This window comes from Robertmurraya sp. FSL W8-0741 (genome assembly GCF_038004005.1).
GTDB classification, from domain to species: domain Bacteria; phylum Bacillota; class Bacilli; order Bacillales; family Cytobacillaceae; genus Robertmurraya; species Robertmurraya siralis.
On record NZ_JBBOQG010000001.1, the window covers coordinates 3404098 to 3429310 of the forward strand.

At 39.3% G+C, this 25213-nt stretch carries 23 protein-coding genes; 1 reads left to right on the plus strand and 22 read right to left on the minus strand.

What is annotated here, in order from left to right:
* Window positions 1-128: 128 nt before the first annotated feature.
* From NST02_RS16465 to NST02_RS16530, 14 genes are all read right to left on the minus strand, one after another.
* Window positions 129-1211 (minus strand): amidohydrolase, encoded by a 1083-nt coding sequence (locus tag NST02_RS16465; RefSeq protein WP_137742752.1) that lies wholly within the window; start codon window positions 1209-1211, stop codon window positions 129-131.
* A gap of 95 nt (window positions 1212-1306) precedes the next feature.
* The gene (locus tag NST02_RS16470; RefSeq protein ID WP_095310939.1) at window positions 1307-2323 is read right to left on the minus strand and encodes a sulfate/molybdate ABC transporter ATP-binding protein; all 1017 of its coding nucleotides are present in this window, start codon (window positions 2321-2323) and stop codon (window positions 1307-1309) included.
* 31 nt (window positions 2324-2354) lie between these two features.
* Entirely contained in the window at window positions 2355-3197 is an 843-nt protein-coding gene (cysW, locus tag NST02_RS16475; RefSeq protein ID WP_340949290.1) for a sulfate ABC transporter permease subunit CysW, read from the minus strand.
* Window positions 3198-3210: 13 nt separating this feature from the next.
* Entirely contained in the window at window positions 3211-4050 is an 840-nt protein-coding gene (gene cysT, locus NST02_RS16480; RefSeq protein ID WP_095310943.1) for a sulfate ABC transporter permease subunit CysT, read from the minus strand.
* An 18-nt stretch (window positions 4051-4068) separates the two neighbouring features.
* The gene (locus NST02_RS16485; RefSeq protein WP_212933386.1) at window positions 4069-5100 is read right to left on the minus strand and encodes a sulfate ABC transporter substrate-binding protein; all 1032 of its coding nucleotides are present in this window, start codon (window positions 5098-5100) and stop codon (window positions 4069-4071) included.
* A 233-nt stretch (window positions 5101-5333) separates the two neighbouring features.
* On the minus strand, window positions 5334-5543 hold the full coding sequence (locus tag NST02_RS16490) for a YezD family protein (protein ID WP_445678157.1): 210 nt from the start codon (window positions 5541-5543) through the stop codon (window positions 5334-5336).
* The gene (locus NST02_RS16495) at window positions 5512-5967 is read right to left on the minus strand and encodes an RrF2 family transcriptional regulator (RefSeq protein WP_340949292.1); all 456 of its coding nucleotides are present in this window, start codon (window positions 5965-5967) and stop codon (window positions 5512-5514) included. Before NST02_RS16495 ends, NST02_RS16490 begins: the two co-directional genes overlap by 32 nt.
* Window positions 5968-6288: 321 nt before the next feature.
* A complete protein-coding gene (locus tag NST02_RS16500; protein WP_340949293.1) occupies window positions 6289-7368 on the minus strand; it encodes a sugar ABC transporter substrate-binding protein in 1080 nt (359 codons plus the stop codon).
* Window positions 7369-7384: 16 nt separating this feature from the next.
* A complete protein-coding gene (locus NST02_RS16505) occupies window positions 7385-8920 on the minus strand; it encodes a response regulator (RefSeq protein WP_095310953.1) in 1536 nt (511 codons plus the stop codon).
* Between the two features lie 8 nt (window positions 8921-8928).
* A complete protein-coding gene (locus tag NST02_RS16510) occupies window positions 8929-10356 on the minus strand; it encodes a sensor histidine kinase (protein WP_340950018.1) in 1428 nt (475 codons plus the stop codon).
* Complete coding sequence (locus NST02_RS16515; protein WP_095310955.1) at window positions 10349-11329, minus strand: sugar ABC transporter substrate-binding protein; 981 nt, start codon at window positions 11327-11329, stop codon at window positions 10349-10351. The genes NST02_RS16510 and NST02_RS16515 overlap by 8 nt, the downstream gene beginning before the upstream one ends.
* A gap of 347 nt (window positions 11330-11676) precedes the next feature.
* A complete protein-coding gene (locus NST02_RS16520; protein ID WP_095310957.1) occupies window positions 11677-12849 on the minus strand; it encodes a sugar ABC transporter permease in 1173 nt (390 codons plus the stop codon).
* A 14-nt stretch (window positions 12850-12863) separates the two neighbouring features.
* Window positions 12864-14384: a sugar ABC transporter ATP-binding protein gene (locus NST02_RS16525; RefSeq protein WP_095310959.1), complete on the minus strand. Its 1521-nt coding sequence runs from the start codon at window positions 14382-14384 to the stop codon at window positions 12864-12866.
* A gap of 94 nt (window positions 14385-14478) precedes the next feature.
* Window positions 14479-15594 (minus strand): sugar ABC transporter substrate-binding protein, encoded by a 1116-nt coding sequence (locus NST02_RS16530; protein ID WP_095310961.1) that lies wholly within the window; start codon window positions 15592-15594, stop codon window positions 14479-14481.
* Window positions 15595-15869: 275 nt separating this feature from the next.
* Here NST02_RS16530 and NST02_RS16535 point away from each other — a divergent pair, with 275 nt between their 5' ends.
* Window positions 15870-16229, plus strand: a complete 360-nt coding sequence (locus tag NST02_RS16535; protein WP_095310963.1) for a Lin0512 family protein — start codon at window positions 15870-15872, stop codon at window positions 16227-16229.
* A 349-nt stretch (window positions 16230-16578) separates the two neighbouring features.
* Here NST02_RS16535 and NST02_RS16540 read toward each other — a convergent pair whose 3' ends face one another.
* The 8 genes from NST02_RS16540 to NST02_RS16575 all read right to left on the minus strand — a co-directional run bounded on the left by NST02_RS16540 (window position 16579) and on the right by NST02_RS16575 (window position 25108).
* The gene (locus NST02_RS16540; RefSeq protein WP_095310965.1) at window positions 16579-17592 is read right to left on the minus strand and encodes an ABC transporter ATP-binding protein; all 1014 of its coding nucleotides are present in this window, start codon (window positions 17590-17592) and stop codon (window positions 16579-16581) included.
* Window positions 17593-17608: 16 nt separating this feature from the next.
* Complete coding sequence (locus NST02_RS16545) at window positions 17609-18517, minus strand: C40 family peptidase (protein ID WP_340949295.1); 909 nt, start codon at window positions 18515-18517, stop codon at window positions 17609-17611.
* A 1-nt stretch (window position 18518) separates the two neighbouring features.
* Window positions 18519-19610, minus strand: a complete 1092-nt coding sequence (locus tag NST02_RS16550) for a dipeptide epimerase (protein WP_095310969.1) — start codon at window positions 19608-19610, stop codon at window positions 18519-18521.
* Between the two features lie 70 nt (window positions 19611-19680).
* Window positions 19681-21318, minus strand: coding sequence for a peptide ABC transporter substrate-binding protein (locus NST02_RS16555; protein ID WP_340949296.1), 1638 nt, complete (start codon window positions 21316-21318; stop codon window positions 19681-19683).
* 67 nt (window positions 21319-21385) lie between these two features.
* Entirely contained in the window at window positions 21386-22384 is a 999-nt protein-coding gene (locus NST02_RS16560) for an ABC transporter ATP-binding protein (RefSeq protein ID WP_095310973.1), read from the minus strand.
* Window positions 22385-22389: 5 nt separating this feature from the next.
* Entirely contained in the window at window positions 22390-23343 is a 954-nt protein-coding gene (locus NST02_RS16565; protein WP_373315037.1) for an ABC transporter permease, read from the minus strand.
* Window positions 23340-24272 carry an ABC transporter permease gene (locus NST02_RS16570; RefSeq protein ID WP_095310978.1) on the minus strand — a complete coding sequence of 311 codons (933 nt, stop codon included), beginning with the start codon at window positions 24270-24272 and terminating at the stop codon, window positions 23340-23342. Before NST02_RS16570 ends, NST02_RS16565 begins: the two co-directional genes overlap by 4 nt.
* An 11-nt stretch (window positions 24273-24283) precedes the next feature.
* Complete coding sequence (locus NST02_RS16575; protein WP_095310980.1) at window positions 24284-25108, minus strand: M55 family metallopeptidase; 825 nt, start codon at window positions 25106-25108, stop codon at window positions 24284-24286.
* Between the last annotated feature and the right edge of the window lie 105 nt (window positions 25109-25213).

The window sequence follows — 25213 nt, forward strand, 5'->3', positions numbered from 1 at the left end:
TACTGAATTTTTAGTAGGCTTTGATTCTTTTGATTGCCTTAAAAATATTATCTACTGCTGTAGCTGATATGATCCTATATTGTCCTATACTCATTTATAACAAAAACTTATAAACCCTGGCTCACTCTTTATACACGACGCAGTGTTTCCGCTAAGATTTTTGCTCCCTGATGTAGAGCAGATTTATCAAAAAACATTTTTGGATGATGAAGTCCGGGCTTTAAGTTTGCGCCTACTCCAATCATTGAAGCCTTTACATCTGGCCTCTTAATTGTGTAAAAATGGAAATCATCTCCTCCTGGAGTAATCACGAATGGAACAAATGCTTTCTCACCAAATAGGGATTTTATTGCTTCTTCCACAATCTCTTCAGCTTCCTTTGAAACTTCTGCTGCTGGAGTATAACCGGTCCACTCCCAATTGATTGTCATTTCAAAAAGAGCCTCTAATTTCCCAATTATTTGCTCTACTTTAGTGCAAATTTTTGAAAGAACTTCATTCTTCTGTGCACGAACATCAATAGCAAACTCCGCTACACCCGGAATAATATTGATACTCTCGCCGCCGGCAATAACCTTCGTTAACTTAACCGAGCAGGCTTCAGAAGGATCGATATAGATTGTCTTTAATAATTGATGAAGACTTGCGATGACATCAAGAGCATTCTGTCCCTGATGTGGTCGTGCTGCATGAGCATCTACTCCTTCTACTTTGCCAATAAGCGCGACATGGGCACCATGACGAATTGATGCGGAAACCTTTCCTAATGGTAATTCCTCAATCGGACGAAGATGAATGCCGAAAAGATGGGTGACTTGATCCATCACTCCTTTCTCGATCAACGCCAGTGCCCCTTCACCTTTTTCTTCAGCAGGCTGAAAAATGAAGCGAATTTTTTTTGCTAATCCCGTGTCTTTCAAGGAAAAAATTGCCCCTAACACCATTGCAATATTAGCGTCATGACCGCAAGAATGATTCCCTTGCCATACTCCATCTACCTCTTGCCAAAGAGCATCAATATCAGCCCTAACGGCTATTACCTCGTCACCCTGACCCATCTCGGCAACAATTCCCGTCATGTCGGGGAAGCGTTGGTAGCTGACTCCGATTTCATCCAAAATGGCAGCGATTTTATCTGTTGTCTTGAATTCCTTCCAGCCAACCTCTGGAATCACATGAAGTTCCTCATACCACCTTATTATTTCTTTCATCTCTATGCACTCCATTCAACCCTATACTCAGTCATCCTTCAATCATATAGAATATGTCTGATAATTTCAACTATTAAAAAAGAAAGGAATCTGCTTCAGAGAACAGATTCCTTCTGTGGTAACGGCTTCACTTTTTGCTGAAAATCAAAATCAACCAGTTTAGTAAACTGAGCGTACACAAACTCTCCTTTCGCTATTGGGCCGATTTCACGATATTTCTCCTCATTAAGCTCTGCCTCAAATAATATATCCTCATCAAGGCGAGTTAGTTGGATGCGAACAGTTGAACCAATAAAGTGAACATGAACCACTTTTGCCGGAAAACTCTCGCCAAGAGGAGCCCTTTTTAAACTTACTTCATGCGGTCGAATATATCGGCCATTAACCTCATTCACTCTACCAAGAAAACGATAGACAAACTCATTCACCGGACGTCGGTAAACCTCTTCAGGTGTACCTGTCTGTACCACTTTCCCCTCATTCATGACAACAATCGTATCAGCCATTTCTAAAGCTTCTTCCTGATCATGAGTGACAAAAATAGTCGTTATTTTTAACTTTTCGTGAATCTCTCTAAGCCAGTGCCTAAGTTCCTGACGCACTTTTGCATCCAAGGCTCCGAACGGCTCATCAAGCAAGAGAACGTCCGGCTCGACAGCAAGTGCCCGGGCCAATGCAATCCTTTGCTTTTGACCTCCAGACACTTGTGATGGATAGCGCTCTGCCAAATGTTCAAGTTGGATAAATTTTAATAAATCATATACCTTCTCTTTTATTTCCTCTTTGCTTGGGCGAAGATGTCGTGGTTTTACCTTTAAGCCAAATGCAATATTGTCAAAGACAGACATATGCTTAAATAGCGCATAATGCTGAAAAACAAAACCGACTCTCCGCTCTTTCACCGCTTTATTCGTGTAATCTGTATCGTTAAATAATATTCTGCCAGAATCCAAGTTTTCCAAGCCGGCAATCATTCTGAGCAGGGTAGTTTTTCCCGAGCCAGAGGGACCTAAAAGAGCAGTAAAATCCCCTGAAGGAATTTCCAAGTACACATTATTTATCGCTTTGTATTCTCCAAAGTTTTTCGAAACTTTTTCAATTGTAATTCCCATTTTACCTTCCCCCAGTAACATTTTCTTGCCTTTATTTAGTTTTCCATTCCACAACACTCTTTAAAAATAACGTTACAATCGCTAGCATTGCTAAAATGGAAGCGACAGCAAATGCAGCACTGAATTGATATTCATTATATAAAATCTCAACATGGAGAGGGATTGTATTTGTCAAACCTCTAATATGACCAGATACTACAGACACGGCTCCGAACTCCCCCATCGCCCGGGCATTACACAGAATTATCCCATAAAGGAGACCCCATTTTATATTGGGAAGCGTAATGCGGAAAAACATTTGCCAACCGTTCGCTCCTAATATTCGGCCTGCTTGTTCTTCATCTGTACCTTGCTCTTGCATAATAGGAATTAACTCCCTAACAACAAAAGGAAAGGTAACAAATACAGTTGCTAAAATAAGTCCAGGGACGGCAAAAACAATTTTAATATTATTGGCTTCGAGGAAGGGGCCGAGAAATCCCTGTGAACCAAATAAAAGGACAAACACAAGACCAGCGATGACCGGCGAAACAGCAAAAGGAATATCAATGAGTGTGATGAGAAAATTCTTCCCTTTAAATTGAAATTTTGCAATCGCATAAGCAGCTATAACACCGAATATAGTGTTAAGGGGAACAGCAATTGCAGCAACCAGTAAAGTAAGCTTTATCGCTGAACGGGCATCTGGATCCATTAATGAGGCAAAATACAGCTCTGCTCCTTTGCTAAAAGCTTCAGTAAACACCGCGATTAATGGAACAACAATAAACAAAGCTAAAAATGCGAGAGCTACTCCGATCAATCCCCCTTTCCGAAAAGCTTCGAAATTAAAATTCAGACGGTTAATTTTATAAGGTGATTTGATTTTATTCATCTTTTACTCTCTCCTAAACCGTTTCGTACTTCTTCGATATTCTCCACTGCCAGAAGTTAATTAAAAATAAGAGAATAAAGGAAATAACAAGCATAACGGCTGCAACCGCAGCGGCTCCAACATAATCAAACTGCTCCAGCTTAGTGACAATTAATAAAGGTACAATTTCTGTCTTCAACGGCATATTTCCTGATATAAAGACGACCGAACCATATTCTCCCAATGCGCGGGCGAAAGCTAACGAAAAGCCTGTCAAAATAGCTGGAAAAATGGTTGGTAAAATAATTTTCATGAATATTTGCAAAGAATTGGCTCCAAGGGTTGAAGCAGCTTCTTCATACTGTTGATCCAACTCCTGCAATACCGGCTGTACTGACCGAACGACAAATGGCAGTCCAATAAAGATTAATGCAATCATAATACCAAGTGGTGTGAAAGCAACCTTTATTCCGAGTGCTTCAAAGAATCGACCGATCCATCCGTTTGGAGCATAAAGCGTTGTTAAAGCAATGCCTGCCACAGCAGTTGGCAATGCAAAAGGCAAATCAACGATTGCATCAACGATTTTTTTGCCAGTAAATTGATATTTTGCCAGAATCCAAGCTATTAGCGTTCCAAATATCGCATTAATGAAAGCTGCCATAAAAGAGGTAGAAAAGGTTAGTTGAAAGGAGGCCAACACTCTTCGATCCGTAATAATGCTCCAAAAATCATCCCAGCTGATTGCCGCTGCTTTTATGAATAGAAAAGCGATCGGAATGAGAACGATCAGACTTAAATAGACAAGCGTATAACCCATCGACAACCCGAAAGCGGGCAAAACTTGATGATGGCGTTTTTTCTTCTTAAACACGGGCTCCCCGCTCCTTCTTTATGGTTGATAAATTTGATCGAAAATTCCTCCATCTGCAAAATGAGTTTGTTGAGCATTTTGCCAACCACCAAATTGTTCATCAATTGTAAAAAGCTCAATTTTGGGGAACTGATCTTCATATTTTTCAACCACTTCTTCTGACCTTGGCCGATAATAGTTTTTAGCGGCGATCTCCTGTCCAGCATCTGAATACAAATAATCAAGATAAGCCTTCGCTACCTCTTCCGTCCCATGTTTTTCCACCGAACTATCAACGATAGTTACAGGTGGTTCTGCCAAAATACTTACAGATGGAATAACAATTTCAAACTTATCTTCACCAAGTTCATTTAATGCTAAAAAAGCTTCATTCTCCCACGCCAGTAAAACATCACCAATTTCTCTTTCAACAAATGTAGTCGTTGCTCCCCGTGCGCCTGAATCTAGAACAGGCACATTTTTAAATAACTTTTGTACAAACTCCCTTGCTTTTTCTTCATTACCGTTATTTTGTTTTAGCGCATACCCCCATGCTGCTAAATAATTCCATCTTGCCCCTCCAGATGTTTTCGGATTCGGGGTAATAACCGAAACATCCTCTTTAATCAAGTCATCCCAATCTATTATATTTTTCGGGTTCCCTGTTCGAACAAGAAATACAATGGTTGAGGTATAAGGAGAGCTATTATGCTCCAATCTTTCCTGCCACTTATCCGCAAGTTTGCCTGCTTCAGCAATAGCATCAATATCATAAGCAAGTGCCAATGTTACGACATCCGCCTCTAGCCCATCAATGACAGAACGAGATTGTTTTCCAGAGCCACCATGCGATTGGTTTATTTTCACCTTTTGCCCGGTTTCCTTTTCCCAATATTCAGCAAAACTTTGATTGAACTCTTCGTACAACTCTCTTGTAGGATCATACGAAACATTTAATAATTCAATTTCTTTACCTTGATTTTCTGACTGTGAATTAGTCGGATCACTTCCGCAACCGCCGATTAATAATAGAAAAATTGATAAATATACGCTGACAAATATTTTCTTCATTCCCTTACTCTCCCTTTCACTCTTATACTCGTTAGGGCTTTTCAATAGACGATGTGTTATGCTGATGTTGTCCATAAGGCTGCAACATCTGACCTCATATTCCATCGCGTTGGATATGCACTCCATTGCTTAACACAGTCTATCAATAAAAAAAGCCCCAATAATTTTCAAATGTACATGAACGTACTGAAAACTAAAGGGCCTTCGGGTGTCCGATCGGCGTATGATTCATTTTAATACCTCTGTTTTGACTTTTTTCCATTTGGCTGCTGCCTCATCTTTCCTTGAGGTGGGAGACGATATTTTTCCAATCGGTCAATTTGTGTAATTTCAGAATCATGAACAGTAATTTGAACAGTCCCATATTCAAGTCCTTCTAGTAAACTGACTATCTTTTCAATTACTTTTTGATCAAGCGTCCCTTTTAATGGCAACTGAATCATCTCCTTCCAGCTTTGTCACACGATTTTGCAACAAATCTTCAAGTGTAGTCCGTTCCAAAACATAGGCGATTGTATCTCTAACCAATGTCCACAATGGTTTTAATTGGCAGCCCTCTTCCAGGGCACAAGGTTCATACTTCGTAATCGAAGCACAGCCCATTGGAGATAATGGGCCTTCTAATTGACGAATGACCTCCCCAATATTGATTGTCTCCGCATTCATTTGAAGTATGTATCCTCCCTTTGCTCCCCTTTTGCTTGTTACATACCCAAGCTTTTTTAACTGAAGCAGCAATTGCTCGAGATAATGAATACTGACCAACGTTTTTTCGGCAATTTCTTGTATCCCGATTACTTTGCCTGGGTGATTTCCAAGTAGGATTAACGCTCTTAGTGCATACTCTCCTTTACTTGACACCTTCATCGAATTCCTCCTTGCAATCTTGAGTATTTCAGTCAACATTTGCAGCAAAAATTCCAGCCCATATTGCAATTTTTACTTTTAAAGTATATGCACGAAAGAACAAAAGGACACTTATCCCATTTAAAAGGATAAATGTCCTTCAGTTTATCTGATCAGACAAGCTCAATAAATCCCGATTAATTCCATTGGAATAATATTTATTGATTATCATAATACGGATTTTTAATAAAAGCAATTGTTTTTTTGGAATTTTTCGTTTTTTTAACTGCTTTCTTTTTTAGTTACCATTTCATCCTCCAATTTAAGATACTGGAATTATTGTCAATGTTGATAAATCTCTTCTTTAGAATGGAAACCGTCGGAAATGACAGTTTCGGCAATATTGTTTTTATCAACAGAAATAGGTGGGAGGAGAATGGATGGGACTTCTATTTTTCCATTATTGATTTTTCTCTCCGTTACGATGTTTTCACCTTTTGCCAACCGGACTGCCGCTTTTGCTGCAGCAACAGCTAAAGATTTAATCGGTTTATACACCGTCATCGTTTGAGTTCCATTAACAATCCTTCTGATCGCTGCCAATTCTGCATCTTGACCAGCTACTGGAGTTTTGCCTGCAAGCCCGTGACGAGAAAGAACTTTAACTGCTTCCTCTGCCGTCGCATCATTTCCGGCAAACACTGCATCTATTTCATAATTATTAGCTTTAAGTGCGGCTTCCATATTCGAATAGGCATTCGTCGGAATCCAATTTTTTGTCCATTGGTCATAAACTATCTTGATATCGCCTTTATCGATCAGTGGCTTCAAAACATTAAAAACTCCCTGTTTTAAAAGATGAGCATTATAATCAGTATCAGCTCCGCCTATATAAACATACTTTCCTTTCGGCACGAGAGCGGTAAGTGCCTTTGCCTGCAATTCTCCTACTTTTTCATTATCGAATGAAACATATAAATCAATTTCAGCATTCTTTACAAGACGATCGTATGAAATCACTTTAATTCCTGCGAGATGGGCCTTCTGAACAATGACACCCGCCGCTTCCGCATTATAAGGTACCATTACTAGCACATCTACACCCTGTTTGATCAAGGTTTCTGCTTGAATGATCTGTAAAACCTCATCACCGTTTGCTACCATGATTTCCACTTCGGCTCCAATTTCTTCTACTGCCTCCTTAAACAGTCTTTTATCCTTTAACCAGCGCTCTTCCTCTAACGTATCCATCAGAAACCCCACTTTTATTTTCCTGTCCTCACTTTGAACAGAAGCATCAGCTTCAGGAGGAGATTCTGTTGGATTCGTCATTTGCGGCACAGTTTTCTCGCAAGCTGCGCCAAGGAAAGCAAGGACGATAATGCTCAGGAAGAACATAGGCTTAACAATTCTCTGTTTCATCTACATTCCTCCTACATTAATTATTGGCGGCAAATAAGTTTTTTCTGTAATCCTTTGGCGATATTTTACAGACCTTTTTAAATACTTTACTAAAATAATTAGGCTCGTGATAACCGACCTCATAAGTAATTTCCTTAATACTTTTCTCCGGATCACACATCAATATTTTTGCCTTTTCTATCCGACACTCTGTTAAAAAATCAATATAATTAATCCCTAATTTTTCTTTGAACATTTTACTAATATAGATTGGGCTTAACCCAACCTTCTTTCCTAACGATTCTAAAGAAATATCTTTATGGGAATGCTCCATAATATACTGTTTGAGCTGTCGAATCGTATCGGCTTCGAATTGATCGTAATGCTCAGCATGGGTTTGCTTCATTTTTTCGAGAAGAAGATTAACTTCTGCACGCAATTGACGATAATCCTGAATTTTAAATGAATACAATGGGGTAATCGTTTGAATTCCAATCTCGCTCATAATTCTTGAGATAAGCCAAAGCACTTCCACAACTCTTTGCTGTGTATGAACGATGGGAATTCCTTCTTTTTCATAAGTTTGAATAAAACCCATCACATTCATTTCAACTTTATCCCATTCACCAAGACGAATTTGATCGAAAAACTCCTTTTCCCGTAAAGCCATTATGCTCTTCTCGTTTCCGGCTACCGTCGGCACATCCGAATAAAAACGATATTTATGAGAAAATTTTGTTTCGCTCGTAGCTATTAATGAATCGTGGTAGGATTGTCTTATTTCCTCTAATGAACTGACGACACTCCCTATTCCGATAAACCATTCTTCATGCTCCGATTTCCTGACAGAAAGCAGTTCACGAGCTAGATAAATTGCCTGAGAGCGAAACGTTTTAGCCGGATCTCTAAAGACGATAATCGGAAGCTGTGTTCCATATAAAGCTCCTACCCAACACCCGCCTAATTTTCTTAGCTTCTTTTTAATGAGAGGATATAGATTGTCTTTATCCTGTGGGAGTAATAAACACATCACGAACATTTCATTCGTGGATTTAATATCTAACATTTCCACCAACATGTCTAAGTGAACTTCATGTACGTGATCAAATAAGAGTTGTGTCACAACATCAGTCTCCACAAGGGCTAATGCTTTTTGATATTCCTGCTGCTTTTGTTTGCGCTCTTCTGCCAACCTCTTTTCCTCTTCAATCTGTTGCAATACCTTCCCCACAGTTTGCAATATATCGCTCGCCTTGCTAGGCTTTAATAAATAATCCTTAACCCCGAGCTTGATTGCCTCTCGCAAATATTCAAACATATCATAAGCTGTAACCATGATAAATTTTATATTTTCATGCTTCTTTTGAATGAAAGCAACCGCTTCCAATCCACTCATACCTGGCATTTTAATATCCATTAAAATTAGATCAGGGCAAAAATCCTCTGCCATTTGCACAGCCATTTTACCATTTTTCGCTTGTTCAATTTTAATATTTGGATAAGCCCTCTGCAAAATTGCTTGCATTCCTTCTCTTTCAACTTGTTCATCGTCAACAATTAGGAGCTTTATCATGTTTTTTATCACCCCTTTTTTATTTTGAGCGTAACGGTCGTGCCTTTATTTTCACTGCTCTCAATTGCGATTACATCTTCGTATCCATAAAAAAGTCGCAAGCGTTTTACTACATTACTAAAGCCAATCCCGGTTGAATGTCCTTCAGTTTGAACTTGTTGCTCCCTTAAGATCTGCTCGATTTTTGCCGCAGACATTCCTACTCCATCATCTGCAATGTGAACTTGCACCCAGCCAGGTTGATCTTCAATTTTCAATGAAACCCTACCACCATCTTCCTTTGGCTCCACTGCGTGAATAACGGCATTTTCAATAATCGGCTGTAATGTTAAGGCAGGAATGCGAACATTCAGGCTGGCCTCATCAATTTCTGTCTGAAACGTTAAACGATCTGTGAACCTTGCCTTTTGAATATCCATATACTGTTTTAACACTTCCACTTCTTCCGACAAAGTAACTGAACGATCTAAACGCTTTAAATTATAACGAAGCAATCCTGCTACACTTACAAGCAAATCACTCGTTTGCTCGGAGCCTTCCAAATAAGCCTTTTTCGATAATGTATTAAGTGTGTTAAATAAAAAATGAGGGTTTATTTGACTTTGGAGGCTACGAAACTGGCTTTCATGTAAAAGTAATTTATTTTGCTGAAGCTCATGTTCAAGCTGTGCTTTTTGTTTAATCTCTAAAATTAAATTATTTATATTGATGCGCATCCGATCGAATGTTTTCGCTAAAAATGCAATTTCATCATTGGCCTCGACATGAATTTTCACGTCAAAATCGCCCCGTGACAATTCATTGGCTGCGTCTGTTAACCTTTGAATCGGTTTTGTGATGCTTAGTGAAAGCCAATATGTGATCATAAGCAGTGCGATCGTAATTAATAAAATGAGCCATATGCCGAGTTTGATTAACTCTTCTGACTGCTGAATGATCGTTCGATAAAAACGATCGTACGTCCTCAGCTCTGTGTCCAGCAAGGTTAATTTCATTTCTGAGATGTAATTAGAAATTCGATTGGCTTCGGAAAACTCTTTGGTAACTGACTCTGAATCATCCCCATTATTGAATAAAATTAATCTGTCAGTCGTCTCAACTAAACTATCCACTAGATTAATATAATTCGTTAAAGCAAATTGATTTTCCTCATTTCTTAAAGGAAATACGTCATATTTTGCTTTTTGAATTTTTTCCTTGCTTAATTCAAGCTTCTGTAAATTTTCTGCAGTTGGACTAAGCATATAGTTATTTAAGTAGGTGACCATTTCTTGACTGACTCTTGTCACTTCATTCATGCTTAAGTACCTTTGTAATATTTCGTTGTAATGATGCTGTGTTTTATAATTGTAATACGTAAGAGTAAACCATATACTTGCCATAATAAAGAGCACAAAGGTTGTCAGCATTAAGATCTTTTTTTGGATACTAATCATCATAGTCCATCGCTTTCACAATCCGAATATCTGTAAAATAACCATCAATATTGAGTGGCATCGTTTCTCCAGTAAGCCAACCCTTTATTAACTGAACGCTTTTTCTTCCCATCATTTCTGGAGTTTGCTCCACTAATCCATCAATTTTTCCTTCTTGAAGAAGCGAAATGGAATCTTGTCCATCATCAAAAGAATAAATATAATAAGGCTCCACTTGAGAACGTTTACTTATTTCTTGAACCAGTGCGGATGCAATATCAGAATTGATCGCAATAATCGCATCAACATCTGGCCATTTATTAAGTATATCCTGCGTTGCGGCAATCACTTCTTCCCGTGAACTTGATGTCTCTGCCTCTACAAGTTGAATCTCCCGATGACTTTCAAGTACTTCCTTCATTCCTTCCAGTCTCTGCAATTGATAAAACTCTTTATCACTATTATACGTAATCAGAACCTTGCCCTTTGATCCCATATCTTTTAATAATTCCTCAGCGATCATCTTTCCTGCTTTATACTGGTCTGAACCAACATAAGTTCTTCTCAAACTTTCTTGAACAGGAACATCATTTGCAACCGTTATAACAGGAATTCCATAAAAAGAAGCTTTAACTTTCGTTAAATATTTAAAATCATCAGAATCAAGCCCTTGAACAATAATCCCATCCACTTTTGAGTGAATGGCAATTTCCAGCTTCTTTAAAAAGTCTTCACGATTATTTCCGTAACTGCCCCAAATTTCGAGTGAAGCGCCTTCCTTTTGAGCCTGATCCATCGCTCCGCTCCCAACCTTATTCCAAAATGGAGTCTCTGTATCTTGTGTAATGAGAACGATCCTATGTTGCAATTTCTCTTGTTCAATAAATTTCGGCATTTGTCTATCTGAGCGAAAAACAATTTCAGATGAAACAAATGTGAGATACAGCAGGAAGGAGAACAGGACAAACAGTAAAATAAAGCCTATTTTTCGCAAAAGCTGATCTCCCCTCATTTTTCCCGCGTTTTCGATAAAACGCTTTCATAATGTAATAGTTTCATTAAGTAAACGACTAGATTTCAGCATCTCTCTTTATCAATAAAGACTGATTTTACTCTCATCATACCACTAACTGGGAATCGACTGAAAGTGTTGGCAAACTTTTATATTTGCGAAATGAATTTCTTGCCTTTTTACTATAGTTATTCAGCTAAACCCTTTACAGACCTCTTCGCTTTGCATCTTCCCCCTCAACTATTACGCAATACCCTTTCGCAGATTGAAAAAGAGCATCCTTTTTTGGATACTCTTTTCTACTCGCCAAGAGTTATCCCAGCGCGCATCTATCTCTTTTTCCTCGTCATCACATCAAATATTACCGCTCCTGCCAATACGCCGCCCCTAATCATGTATTGATAGGAAATACCGACACCGAGCAGATTCATCCCGTTCGTAAGAGAGGCCATGACAATCGCACCGATGATTGCTCCGGTCACTTTGCCGACGCCTCCCGCTGATGATACACCACCTACATACGCAGCAGCAATTGCGTCAAGCTCAAATAAGGTTCCAGCAGTAGTTGTAGCTGACTGTAAGCGAGAGGTAAAAAGAATTCCTGACAATGCTGCAAGCATTCCCATGGAACCAAAGACAATATAAGTGATTTTCTTTACGTTAATTCCGCTTAAATGGGCTGCTTCTGGATTGCTTCCAACTGCATAGATATGCCTTCCGAGTACGGTCTTTGTTGAAAGAAAATGATACACGATAACGACTAATAGCATAATAATGATCGTCCATGAAAAACCATTATAACCTGCTAAAATCCAAGTGATGTAGGCAATAATGGCAGACATAAAGAGCAATTTTAAAATAAATATATTTTTCGAGACGACCTCAAATTGATATTTAATTTTATTTTTGCGGTTGGATATTTCACTATAAATATAGACGATAATCCCAAGTAAGCCAACGATTAAAGAGAGAAAATGCAAACCGTTTATTTGAAAGAGAGATGGGATATACCCATTGCCAATTGCATTAAATTTATCATCTTGGATAATAATCGTTCCTGTTTTTTCTGTCACCTGAAGTAAGGCTCCTCTAAAAATCAGCATCCCCGCCAAAGTTGCGACAAATGCCGGAATTCCTATACTAGCAACTAATAAGCCATTGAATAAACCAATCACAATTCCTAGCCCGAGAATAATGGGAATCGTAACAAAAACGGAAACACCTGCTTGCGTAAGCAAGATGGCAGCAATTGCCCCAAGAAATCCAGCAGCGTAGCCCACTGATAGATCAATGTGGCGAATAACAATTACAAGTGTCATACCTACAGCTAAAACAGCAATATATCCGGCAGAATCAAGAAGATTACTAATGTTTCTAGAAGACATAAACAAACCATTTGTCATGATCGTAAAAGTAAGGATAATCACAACCAAGGCAATATACATTCCATAGTCGCGAATATTATCCTTAATCAAATTTTTTGCTTCATTAATCGTATTCATCGTACTGATTCCTCCTATTGCGTAGCGAGCTGCATAATCTTTTCTTGTGTAGCTTCCCCACTTGCCAGCTCCCCTTTTATTTCTGCCTGGGCCATAACGTATATTCGATCACTCATTCCTAGCACTTCGCCCAATTCTGAGGAAATCATAATAATACTCATTCCCTCTCTTATTAATTTGTTCATTACCGAATAAATTTCAAACTTCGCTCCAACATCAATCCCACGTGTTGGTTCATCCAGTATTAAAAGCTTTGGACTTACAAATAGCCATTTTCCTAGAGAAACCTTTTGTTGATTGCCTCCACTTAAATTTCCAACACTTTGTTCAACAGAGGAAGCTTTTATATAAAGTGATTTTCTGTATTCATCAGCAATTTTTATTTCTTCATTATCGTTGATTAAACCGTTTTGTGAAATCGCTTTTAAATTCGAAGCCGAAATATTATTTTTAATATCTTGGCTTAAGAAGAGCCCATCCCCCTTTCGATCTTCGGTTACATAGGCAATCCCCGCCTTAATCGCCTCATTTGGATGTTTGAATGCACGATGTGAGCCATAAAAAATAAACTCGCCTTGAAGCTTATACCCTTTTGCATTTCCAAAAATGCTTAAGGCAAGCTCTGTTCTCCCTGAACCCATTAATCCTGAAATACCGACTATTTCGCCTTCGTTAACATGCATGTTGATATTTTTAACAATATTTCGACCTAACTGCGGATCATATGCGGACCAATTATGCAGTTCTAAAATTTTCTTACCTATTTTTTGCTCCGGCCTTTTGGGATAAATATCGTTTATCTCCCGGCCAACCATATTTTTAATAATCACCGCCTCTGTAATTTCATCTTTTTTGCTATCTAAAGTACAAATGGTTTGCCCATCACGAAGGACTGTTGCTCTATCGGCAATATGGATCACTTCCTTCAATTTGTGGGAAATCATGATGCAGGTAATTCCTTGTGATTTTAATTCCTGCAACAAATTCAATAGATTCTCACTATCATCCTCATTTAACGCTGCTGTCGGTTCATCTAAAATAAGAAGCTTAACATTTTTACTTAACGCTTTAGCAATCTCGATTAGCTGCCTTTTGCCAACCCCTAAATCCTTTACAAGCGTGTCTGGATTGACATCTAACTTAACTTTATTTAACATCTCCTTCGCTTGGACGATCGTCTGATTCCAATCAATAACTCCACCACGCTTCACTTCATTGCCAGCGAAAATATTCTCATAGACCGTCAGATCTGGAAACAAGGCTAATTCCTGATAGATAATGGCGATACCTGCTTTCACACTATCACTGATTTTATTAAATGTTTGAATTTTTCCTTCAAATATAATATCACCACTATATGTCCCGTATGGATGGACGCCGCTAAGCACTTTCATTAAGGTTGATTTGCCCGCACCATTCTCGCCAATTAAACAGTGAATCTCTCCCTTCTCCACTTTAAAATTGACATCACTAAGTGCCTTAACTCCACTAAACTCCTTGGAGATCTGGTTCATTTCTAAAATGTAGTTCTGCAACCTTAGGTCCCCTCCAATCAATTACAATTCTTGGAAACGGGAATAGTGATAGACGAATCTATCACTATTCCTCAAGCAACATTTATGGTCGAGCTTATAAACCTGTAAATTCACTTGCTTCATAATACTCGGAATCTATTAATTCCTCTTTTACATTTGCTTGATCGACAACAATTACATCTGTTTGTTTCGCTTTTACTTCAATTTCACCATTATCATAGGTACCAGTTGTCTCAGGCGTTTTACCATCAAGAATCTCAACCGCCATACCCATTGCATCCTTAACTAAAGTTCGCACATCTTTAAAGACTGTCATCGACTGTTTTCCGTCAATAATATATTGAATCGAAGCCTTCTCAGCATCTTGACCAGTAATGATATAACTTGAAATCTCAGAGTCTGCGGCAAAGGTATCAGCAATGGAACGAGACGTACCATCATTTGGTGCAAGGATTGCAACATCCCCTTTCATCTCTGCCCCTGCTGCAGTAAGATGTGTTTGTGCTTTATTAATCGCTTCATTAGGGTCCCAGTTAGTCGTGACCTGTCCGAGAATTTTACTCATCTCATCACGAGTCAGCTCAGACTTGTCTTGCAAAGCTGTCGCTTCACTTGAGTTGGCAATTTTAAATGTTCCATCAGCAATTTTCGGCTGAAGGACACTCCATGCTCCCTCAAAAAATAAAAATGCATTATTATCTGAGGCTGCACCGGCGTATAAATAGAGAGGTACACCTGAGCCGTTTGTATTGTCGACTAAGTACTGCGCTTGTGCAGCGCCAACAGCTACACTATCAAAGGTTACATAATAATCAACTGCATCTGTATTCGTAATTAAACGGTCATAGGCAATTACCGTTACACCATCTTTTTTTGCAGCTTCAACCGCAGCCCCTGCTGCCTCGCCATCATGCGGACTAATGATTAACACATCAATCCCTTTATTTAATAATGTTTCAACATTTTCTTTTTCTTTAGCAGAAGAACCTTGGCTGAACAAAATCTCCGTTGTATACTCAGAGTCAGCTAAAGCATCCTTGAAACGTTGTTCATCTTGGACCCATCTAGGCTCATCCTTTGTCGGCAAAACGATCCCTACGCTCACACCTTTGCTGCTGCCGCCAGTGCTACTGCTGTTACATGCAGCTAAAAAAGCCACAACAAAAAACGCAACAAATAAGAAAGAAATGACTTTAAACCCCTTTTTCATCATAAAACTCCTTTCATTTCCCAATATTTTTATTTGGCTTCGCTATTGGCTCATTGTTTGTGAAATCAGGGTATCGAATGAGCGAAACATCACTACTATGATTTAACAAAGCCTTTTTTAATTACAACTAGATTATATCCCTATAACCCAATTATGAAAGCGTTAACAAATGGTAATATTTTGATTACTTCCTATACTTTTTTAACCTTTTATTTAACAACCGCCCTTGAAAAGAGGTAATATAATACTGAAAGCAAAGGAAGGGATGAGGATATATGGAAAGATTAATGTTTATAGAAACTGGCATGGGAATTGATGTCCACGGTCAGGATATTACGACAGCAGCTGTAAGGGCAGTAAAAAATGCGATTCATTTTAACTCGATGCCAGGAATTCGCTCTGTTTTGCCAGATAACAGTCTTGATAATATGAAAGTGAACGTGAAGCTAGCTGTTCCATGTGATAAAGATAAGCTCAATATTGAAGATGTGAAAGCAACATTGCCATATGGACAAGTTACAGTGGAAATTATGGATGGTGGCATGCTTACTACTAGTGGAATCGTTCTTGAAGAAAAGGGCGATAAAAATGATTTAATGTACATAGTTGTCGCTTCCGTTGAAGTTGGTTATTAATTTTGGAAAAACCAAAAAGCAAGAGAAAAACACGTTATTTTCTCTTGCTTTTTTAAATGGATATTTTTTTGTTGAAAAGGTTTCACCCGAAATAAACGAAAAATCGGTAATCAACAATGTAATTTATCTAGGCCGCTGAAAAATCCGCCTTCAATACAAATGACAAAAAGTTGGAAATTCAGAGTGAGTTTGATGGATAAGTCTGACTTAATGGCCGAATGGTTCCTCTATTCGGACTGAAACTTGACAGTAAAACGGTCTTGGCGCAGAATAATCGCTCTATTCGGACTGAACGTACAAGCAAATCCCTCCAAACAGACAAATGTCCAAAACCATCTCTTGTTGCAACTCAAGATTTTGCTAAAAAATTGACTTTGGGTGCATTCTTGTCTGAATCGTCTTTCTTATACAGATGGCAAGCCACATAATGATCCTGCTCTATTTCCTGCCAATTAGGTTTTATTTGAGAGCAAACCTCCATAGCCTCAGGGCAACGGGTCCTAAATACACAACCGCTTGGCGGTTCAATTGGACTTGGAATATCACCTTCTAAAATAATACGCTCACGTGTATCCTCTATATCTGGATCAGGAATTGGAATAGCCGATAACAATGCTTTTGTATACGGATGAAGCGGGTTTTTGTAAAGTTGCTTACTTATTGTCTGTTCAACAAGATGGCCTAAATACATAACACCAATACGATCGCTAATTTGTTTAACCATTGACAGGTCGTGAGCAATAAATAAATATGTTAATCCTTTTTCTTTTTGCAGCCTTTTTAACAGATTGACAACTTGTGCTTGAACGGAAACATCTAAAGCAGAAATTGGTTCGTCTGCGATGATAAAGTCTGGATCCAAAGCCAAAGCGCGAGCAATCCCTATTCTTTGCCTCTGTCCACCACTAAACTCATGTGGATAACGATTGGCATGTTCGCGATTTAAGCCCACATCCTCCAGCAATTGATAAACTCGTTCTAGTCGTTCCAGCTTATTCGCATATAACCCATGAACCTCCATCGGCTCTGAAATGATTTCCTGTACAGTCGACCTCGGATTTAACGAAGCATATGGATCTTGAAAAATCATCTGCATTTTTTGATGCAATTTAAACTTTTCCATTTTAGTGAGCGTATGGACGTTTTGTCCGCTAAACTTAACCTCTCCATCTGTTTGTTCGTATAAACCAATAATTGTCCGTCCGGCAGTTGATTTGCCACAGCCTGATTCACCGACAACTCCAAAGGTCTCTCCTTTATGAATATGAAAAGAGACTCCGTCAACCGCTTTTAGAACTGTTCTTTTTGAAAGTGGAAAATACTTTTTCAGGTTTTTTACCTCAAGCAGAATCTCTTTTTTCATTTTTCATTCCTCCGCATCACCAATAGCGCCTTGCTGCACACAGTTCTTTTTCATAAAAAGTATCCTTCAGTTCAATGATTTCAATTACTTTTCCAGTCTTTGGCGAATGCAGCATCTTCCCATCACCATAATAGATGCCGACATGATGTATTTTTCCTTTTCCTTCTTCATAAGCAAAGAAAAGGAGATCCCCTGGCTCAAGCTCAGATAATTTCACCGGGACTCCATCCTGAGACTGATCCACTGCATCACGAGGGATTATGTATCCATTAGCTTTACACATATTGTAGGTAAAGCCAGAGCAATCATATCCAAAGCTGCTCATTCCACCCCAAAGATATGGTAAATGTAAAAATTTTTCCCCTTCTATAACGATGTCTCTGCCTGTGCGTTTTGTTTGTTCAGACTGGGGAGTGACCAGCGCTACATCAACCTTTTTTAACAAGCCTAACCCTATTGGTGTCCGTACCTTCACCCATTCCCCTTCATGACGAAGTAAAGGTAATCTTGTTTGGTAGCTTAATAGGGTGACACATCTCTCCTCAACATCGTAAAGCGTTGCTTTATTGCTTCTTACTACAGCGATTGCACCGTTTTCCACTTCCCAATCCTCAATCTGAACCAATTGTCCTTTTGGTATCCAGCCTGGATAACCTCGCTCGTCTTTCGATGTAGGCTGACTCGGCACCAATACCTTTAACCACTCAGCTTTCTCCTCTAGCACTTTTACTTTTTCACCAAATAAAACCTGTGTTTGCACTAGATTTGCCTGGTGAAGTTCCAATAATTCCCCATAGGATTGCCCTTCAATCCAGTCTTGGATATCTACTGGGTTCGTAATCGCCTTTTTATCAAGGGGACGAGGTGAACTAGGCAATGTCCATATTGTCGCAACTGGCACATTGACTACCCAATTGTTATTCATCTCAGCCATCTCCCTTCACCATTATTTGTGAAATGCCTAATCCAACTTCTTTTGGAAAAGTAATCCTCCTTCCATTGTAAATTAGGCCTCCTTTTACAATTTCTTTGGCAAGCATAAGCGGAGCATCAAAATCGTAGCGCGTAATATTCTTTTTACTTGCTGCAAAATGAGCAGCCGCTGTAATACCGAGACGGGTTTCAATCATACTTCCAACCATGCATTCTACACCACTGACTTCCGCCAATTGGTTAATAATAGTAGCTTGATAGATTCCCCCCGCTTTCATTAATTTAATATTAATTAAATCAGCACTTCTTGTTTTCACTACTTCCAATGCCTGTTTAGCCGTAAAAACACTTTCATCCGCCATAATCAATGTATCTACCGAATCTGTTACTTTTTTTAATCCTTCTAAATCATGGGCCTTTACTGGCTGCTCTACCAGTTCAATATTTAAATCCAAGTCTTCCATTTCGCGAATCGTTCTTATTGCATCCTTTGCTTTCCAGCCTTGATTGGCATCGAGTCGAATCTTAATGTCTTTTCCGATACGTTTTCTTATTTCAATGATTCTTCTGAGATCAGTTGCTGCATCATCCTTGCCAACTTTGACCTTTAAAACATTAAAACCTTGCTGAATGTAATGAACGGCATCTTCTCCCATTTCTTCCGGTCCGTTCACGCTTACGGTAAAATCCGTTTCAACTTCATCCCTATACCCTCCGAGAAATTGATAAAGGGGCATTTTGCAATATTGTGCTAAGCAATCATACATCGCCATATCAATTGCCGCTTTTGCACTTGAATTCCCGACGAGAATATCCTGTAACCCTTGAAAGAGAGCTTCATAGTTGAGGAGATTTTTATTTTGTAAAAACGGCTTCATGATATGTTCAATTGCCGCTTCAATACTCGCAAGGCTATCACCGGTAATGACATGAGTCGGAGGTGCTTCTCCCCATCCACTGATCCCATTGTCGCAAATCATTTCAACAATGATTGACTCAGCGACTGTAACCGTTCTTAGTGCCGTTTTAAAAGGTTTGTAGAGAGGGACGGCTACTTTAAACGTTTTTATCTCAACAATTTTCATCGCTACCATCCTTTTTTCTCGGACGTGATAGAAAAGGGATGCCTTGAAAGAACATCCCTTCTTATCATATTTATTGCTTATCTGCCCATTTGAATTCAATATACCCAACAGGATGACGAATAACACCTGTTACCGCATCATTCTGTAAATATGGTTGGTTATAATAATAGAGTGGAAAGATAGGCGCTTCTTCCATTAAAATTTGTTCTGCCTTATAGAGGAGCTCAAAACGCTTTTCTTCCTCTACCTCATTTTTCGCATCTGTGATTAATTGATCGTATTCAGCATTGCTCCAACCAGTACGATTCATCGAATGACCTGTTTGAAAACTTTCCAGAGAATTAATCGGATCGGCAAAATCGTTTAAGAATGAGCTTCTTGAAAGTTGGTACTTTAATTGTTTTTGCTCATCTAAAAATACGCTTGACTCTACACTTTCAAGCTTCACATCAACACCTAACGTCTCTTTAAACATCGGTTGAAGCGCTTCGGCAATCTTCTTGTGCTGTTCACTTGAACTATATGTTAAAACCACTTCTGGAAGGGTATCATAGCCCTCTTCTTCCATCCCTTTTTCAAGCAATGCCTTTGCTTCTTCAATATTTGTTTTAAGAAGGTCCCCGTTTGTCTCGCGAAAATCCTGACCGTTGGCATCTGTGAATCCTGGTGAAACAAAGCCATATGCTGGTTGTTCACGATTTTTCGTTACAAAATCAACAATTTGCTGTTGATCGACTGCCAGTGCAAAAGCTTTACGAATATTTTTATTTTGGAAAGGTTCCTGAGAAACATTAAACCTAAAAAAGTACAGTCCTGCCTGATCAACAATGTCGACTTCACCTTCTTCAAAGAGCTTTTCACTCAGTTCTGCGGGTACATCAGATGAATCTAACTCCCCTGATTGATACATTTGATATTCAGTATTTGAATCATCAACCATTGCCCAATGAATTTTATCGACTTTGACCGTTTCAGCATCCCAATATTGTTCATTCCTTTCCATAACAAGATGACTATCATGCTGCCATTCAGTTAGTTTAAATGGTCCATTCCCAACAAATGTCGCTGCTTCAGCAAACCATTGTGGATTATCTGCTGCAACTTTTTCGTTAATCGGAAAGAATGTTGGGAGTGAAATAATGTTTAAAAAATATGCTTGCGGACTTGTTAACGTTACCTCTAAAGTTTTTTCGTCTAATGCCTTAACAGCAACGTCCTCCGCTGATCCTTCTCCGCTATTGTAGCTTTCTGCCCCTTCGATTAAATAAGCCAAAAAAGCCGATGAAGCTGCTAGCTCCGGGTCTAATGCCCGCTTCCAAGCAAATTCAAAATCACCTGCCGTGACATCATCCCCATTCGACCATTTTGCATCATCACGAATATGAAATGTATAGGTTTTTCCATCTTCCGAGACATCCCAATTCTCCGCAATGGCAGGCTGTGGAAGATGTTCTTCATTTAAGCGGGTAAGTCCCTCCATAATGTTATTCAATGGACTCCATGACACAGCATTAAATCCCACTGGTGGATCAAATGTCGTTGGCTCCTCTCCATTATTCCAATAAATCACTTTTTCACTTGTTTCTTCCTGCCTGTTTTCATCAGAGTCACCATCGGTCTCAGTACCAGCATCTTCTCGTGCCGTACAGGCTGCAAGTAAGAAGATTAAAAGAATAGCCATTAAAAATTGTGACGAGCGTTTTTTCATTTGTTTTCCCCCTTACTTTCTATAAAAATATATAACTTCTAGAGAAAAACTAATTCTCCAAAAGAAGCTACCGTTGTGAAGCAAGCATCTGTTTTGCCCGTTCGTCCTGAAGCCAGCAATTTACGTGGTGTTCTTTCCCATATTTCGTTTTTAACGGATAAACTTTATCACACACTTCCATTGCATATTGACATCTGGCTACAAATGGACAGCCAGGCGGTGGAGCAAATAAATCGGGAGGTGAACCAGCAATTGGAATCAGCTCTGCATTTTCTAAATCCAAGCGAGGAACAGAATTTAACAATCCTTTCGTGTAGGGATGTTGAGGCTTATAAAAAATATCCCTTCTTGTTCCCGTCTCTACCACTTTTCCGGCATACATAACTGCTATTCGATCTGCAACTTGAGCAACTACACCTAAATCATGAGTAATGAGAATAATCGACACTCCTGTTTTCTTTTGAATATCTCTAAACAAATCAAGAATTTGAGCTTGAATGGTTACATCGAGCGCTGTCGTCGGTTCATCTGCAATCATCACTTCAGGTTCACAAACCAACGCCAGCGCTATGACAATTCTTTGTCTCATTCCCCCGCTAAACTGGTGAGGATACTGTTTTAGACGACTTTCCGTACTGGGTATTCCAACTAAGCGCATCATTTCCAGCGCCTTTTTCTGCGCTTCACTCCGTGAAATTTTCTGATGCTGAATGATTCCCTCAACCAGTTGAGTTCCGATCGTCAAAGTTGGATTCAAAGCAGTCATTGGATCTTGAAAGATCATCGAAATATCGGCCCCGCGAATTTTACGCAAATCCTTATCCTTCAATGCCGCTAAATTACTTCCTTTAAAAAGAATCTTTCCATCTGTTATTTTCCCTGGTGGATTTGGAATTAAGCCCATAATACTTTTGGCAGTCACACTTTTCCCACAACCGGATTCGCCAACAATCGCAAGCGTTTCCCCTTTATATAAATCAAAGCTAACACCGCGAACTGCTTGAACCTCTCCACCAAATGTTGTAAAGGAAACATGCAGTCCCTTTACTTCAAGAATTTTCCCCATGATGATTACCTCCTTAACTTCGGATCTAATGCGTCTTGTAATCCATCTCCCAAAACATTAAAAGAAAACATTGTTAAAGAGATGAAAAATGCAGGAAAAAACAGACGCCACCAATCTCCTGAAAGAATGACAGGCAATGCATCACTTGCCATTGAGCCCCAGCTCGCTAACGGAGGCTGGATACCAATTCCAAGGAAGCTAAGGAAAGCTTCAGCGAAAATAGCTGAAGGTACCGTCAATGTCATTTGAACGATAATCGGACCCATCGTATTCGGAAGAAGGTTTCTGCGAATGATTCTAGACGTTTTCGTACCAAAGGTTTGCGATGCAAGGACAAATTCATAGTTTTTGATTTGCAGAACTTGTCCTCTTACCATCCTGGCCATTCCTACCCAGCCTGTAATGGAAATGGCAAAAATGATCGAAAACAACCCGGGCTCCAGAACAACACTTACTAAAATAACTACTAATAAATAGGGAAGACCGTAAAGAATTTCTACAAAACGCATCATGTAATGGTCGATCTTTCCACCTTTATAGCCTGCAATTCCTCCATATGTAACGCCAATGATAAAGTCGATGAGCGCTGCAACAACACCAACAAAGAGTGAAATTCGCGCCCCTTCCCATGTTCTCGAAAAAACGTCACGTCCTAACTCATCGGTGCCAAACCAGTGCTCAGACGAAGGAGGCAAATTTTGTTGTTGAAGCACTTGATGGGTTGCGGAATGAGGCGAGATGATCGGTCCAAAAATAGCCATAAATACTAGTAAAATTAGACAAACCAAACCAACCATCGCCAGTTTGTTCTTGAGCAAACGACGCCACGCATCCTTCCAATATGACACACTTGGCCGAATGACAGTCTCCGCTTCTCCTAATGTTCTTTTTTTAGGTACGAACCACTCATCCATAACGCCGGCTCGTTGACTCTCTTGCTGCTTCGGTGCTTCCATCATTTCGCCTCCTTCTTGTGCAGCTTAATTCTAGGGTCGAGAAGACCGTAGGCAACATCCACTAAAAATAAGAGAAAAATTAATAATGTGCTGTAAAAGATCGTTGTTCCCATAATAACCGGATAATCGCGGTTATTAATGCTGTCAACAAAATACTTGCCCATTCCTGGGATCGCAAAAATCTTTTCAATTACGAAGGTCCCTGTTAATATTCCTGCAGCCAGTGAGCCGAGCACAGTGACAACTGGGAGCAGGGCGTTTTTCAAAGCATGCTTTAAGACAATTTTTGCAGGAGTCAACCCTTTCGCTTTTGCCGTTAAAATATAATCCTGAGTCAATACTTCCAACATACTTGAGCGGGTTAAGCGGGCAATAATGGCCATTGGACCAGTGGCGAGAGCTAAGGTCGGCAGCACCATATGCCTCCAGCTTTTCCACGTCGCAACAGGCAATAGTTCCCAATTGACGGCAACCTGTTGAATAAGTAAGGTTGCAAAAACAAAGTTTGGAATTGAGATCCCTAAAACGGCAATCGTCATCGCCATATAATCAATAAGCCCATTATGGCGAAGGGCAGCAAGGACTCCCAACGTTATTCCTGAAAGAATCGCTACCGTTAAAGTTACGAATCCAAGCTCAAATGAGACGGGAAAACCTCTGCCCAACAATTCATTAACCGTCTGCGAGGATTTTTTTATTGACGGACCAAAATCAAACTGAATAACAGATTTTAAATATTCTATGTATTGGACTGGAACAGGCTTGTCTAAATTAAAATGGGCTTCCAAATTCTTCTGAACTGCCTCGCTTGTGCTCCTTTCCTCATTAAAGGGAGAACCAGGAAGAGCGTGCATCAGAAAAAAGGTTAATGTAATAATAAGCCACAAAGTAATCAGCATAGCGATGAAGCGTTTTACTAAATATTTCGTCATTGTCTCACTCCCTAACAGAAATCGGTATGCATCGCTAACTCAGTCATAACAAGCATTGCTTGATAGGCTTCTAATATATTTTTTGCTTGATAACGCACAATGGTTGAATTTGCTTCAATTTCTGTTCCTGGCATTAAATGGGCCCATTCAGCCTGCCCGTAATTGGCGAATTCAATTCGTAATAAAGGAGCTTCTGGAGGGATGAGTGGTTTAACCAACGCTCTATTTTTCAAAGCGATTTCTGTCTTTTCTTTTAAAAGTTGGCCAGCCTTTGTTGGGGTAAGAGTTTTTACTGCAGAGCGTGTAATCGTTTCTTTCACTACGGCTGTCGTTACGTTAGGAATTAATTCTTCAGCTTCTTTCGCAGCCTGATCATCACCTGCGACCATTAAAACAGGAACACCGTAGTAACCGGCGACATAGGCATTAAAGCCCAGTTCACCAACAGGAATATCATTTATGTAAAAATGTCGAACGCCAAAAATCATCGAATGACTCATAACGCCTTTCATGGAAGCTCGGGCGTGATAACCGACAAAGATTGCCCCAGAAAAACTGTTATCTAAACCTTCAACCATTGAAAAAGGTTTAACACCACCATTGATTAACTGTGTTTCTGGATGAAGTTTTTCTACTAGTAAATTATTCATTTTGGAATGGCTATCATTAACGATTACTTCTTTACAGCCTTGCTCGAAAGCCGTAGTAATTACATAATTGGCTTCATCTGTCATGATTTGGCGCGAACGCTCATAATTATGGGCAGAGGAGTCAACATGAGTATAATCTACTAATCCCGTTATTCCTTCCATATCAACGGACATATAAAGTTTCATACACGAACCCCTTTTTAAAATTATTTTAATATTTTTAATTATTATAAATTATAGAATTATCTTATTCAATGAAATAAAAATAAAATAACTAATTTTTCTAAAAAA

Excerpts from the sequence above, each read along its gene's own strand:
- NST02_RS16575 (WP_095310980.1), bottom strand. The coding sequence starts at position 25,108 with ATGAAACTTTATATGTCCGTTGATATGGAAGGAATAACGGGATTAGTA.
- NST02_RS16535 (WP_095310963.1), top strand. The coding sequence starts at position 15,870 with ATGGAAAGATTAATGTTTATAGAAACTGGCATGGGAATTGATGTCCAC.
- NST02_RS16485 (WP_212933386.1), bottom strand. The coding sequence starts at position 5,100 with ATGAAGAAAATATTTGTCAGCGTATATTTATCAATTTTTCTATTATTA.
- NST02_RS16540 (WP_095310965.1), bottom strand. The coding sequence starts at position 17,592 with ATGAAAAAAGAGATTCTGCTTGAGGTAAAAAACCTGAAAAAGTATTTT.
- NST02_RS16560 (WP_095310973.1), bottom strand. The coding sequence starts at position 22,384 with ATGGGGAAAATTCTTGAAGTAAAGGGACTGCATGTTTCCTTTACAACA.
- NST02_RS16530 (WP_095310961.1), bottom strand. The coding sequence starts at position 15,594 with ATGAAAAAGGGGTTTAAAGTCATTTCTTTCTTATTTGTTGCGTTTTTT.
- NST02_RS16570 (WP_095310978.1), bottom strand. The coding sequence starts at position 24,272 with ATGACGAAATATTTAGTAAAACGCTTCATCGCTATGCTGATTACTTTG.
- NST02_RS16565 (WP_373315037.1), bottom strand. The coding sequence starts at position 23,343 with ATGATGGAAGCACCGAAGCAGCAAGAGAGTCAACGAGCCGGCGTTATG.
- NST02_RS16545 (WP_340949295.1), bottom strand. The coding sequence starts at position 18,517 with ATGAATAACAATTGGGTAGTCAATGTGCCAGTTGCGACAATATGGACA.
- NST02_RS16505 (WP_095310953.1), bottom strand. The coding sequence starts at position 8,920 with ATGATAAAGCTCCTAATTGTTGACGATGAACAAGTTGAAAGAGAAGGA.
- NST02_RS16500 (WP_340949293.1), bottom strand. The coding sequence starts at position 7,368 with ATGAAACAGAGAATTGTTAAGCCTATGTTCTTCCTGAGCATTATCGTC.
- cysW (WP_340949290.1), bottom strand. The coding sequence starts at position 3,197 with ATGAATAAAATCAAATCACCTTATAAAATTAACCGTCTGAATTTTAAT.
- NST02_RS16550 (WP_095310969.1), bottom strand. The coding sequence starts at position 19,610 with ATGAAAATTGTTGAGATAAAAACGTTTAAAGTAGCCGTCCCTCTCTAC.
- NST02_RS16490 (WP_445678157.1), bottom strand. The coding sequence starts at position 5,543 with ATGATTCAGTTGCCATTAAAAGGGACGCTTGATCAAAAAGTAATTGAA.
- NST02_RS16520 (WP_095310957.1), bottom strand. The coding sequence starts at position 12,849 with ATGAATACGATTAATGAAGCAAAAAATTTGATTAAGGATAATATTCGC.
- NST02_RS16470 (WP_095310939.1), bottom strand. The coding sequence starts at position 2,323 with ATGGGAATTACAATTGAAAAAGTTTCGAAAAACTTTGGAGAATACAAA.
- NST02_RS16495 (WP_340949292.1), bottom strand. The coding sequence starts at position 5,967 with ATGAAGGTGTCAAGTAAAGGAGAGTATGCACTAAGAGCGTTAATCCTA.
- NST02_RS16510 (WP_340950018.1), bottom strand. The coding sequence starts at position 10,356 with ATGATTAGTATCCAAAAAAAGATCTTAATGCTGACAACCTTTGTGCTC.
- NST02_RS16465 (WP_137742752.1), bottom strand. The coding sequence starts at position 1,211 with ATGAAAGAAATAATAAGGTGGTATGAGGAACTTCATGTGATTCCAGAG.
- NST02_RS16555 (WP_340949296.1), bottom strand. The coding sequence starts at position 21,318 with ATGAAAAAACGCTCGTCACAATTTTTAATGGCTATTCTTTTAATCTTC.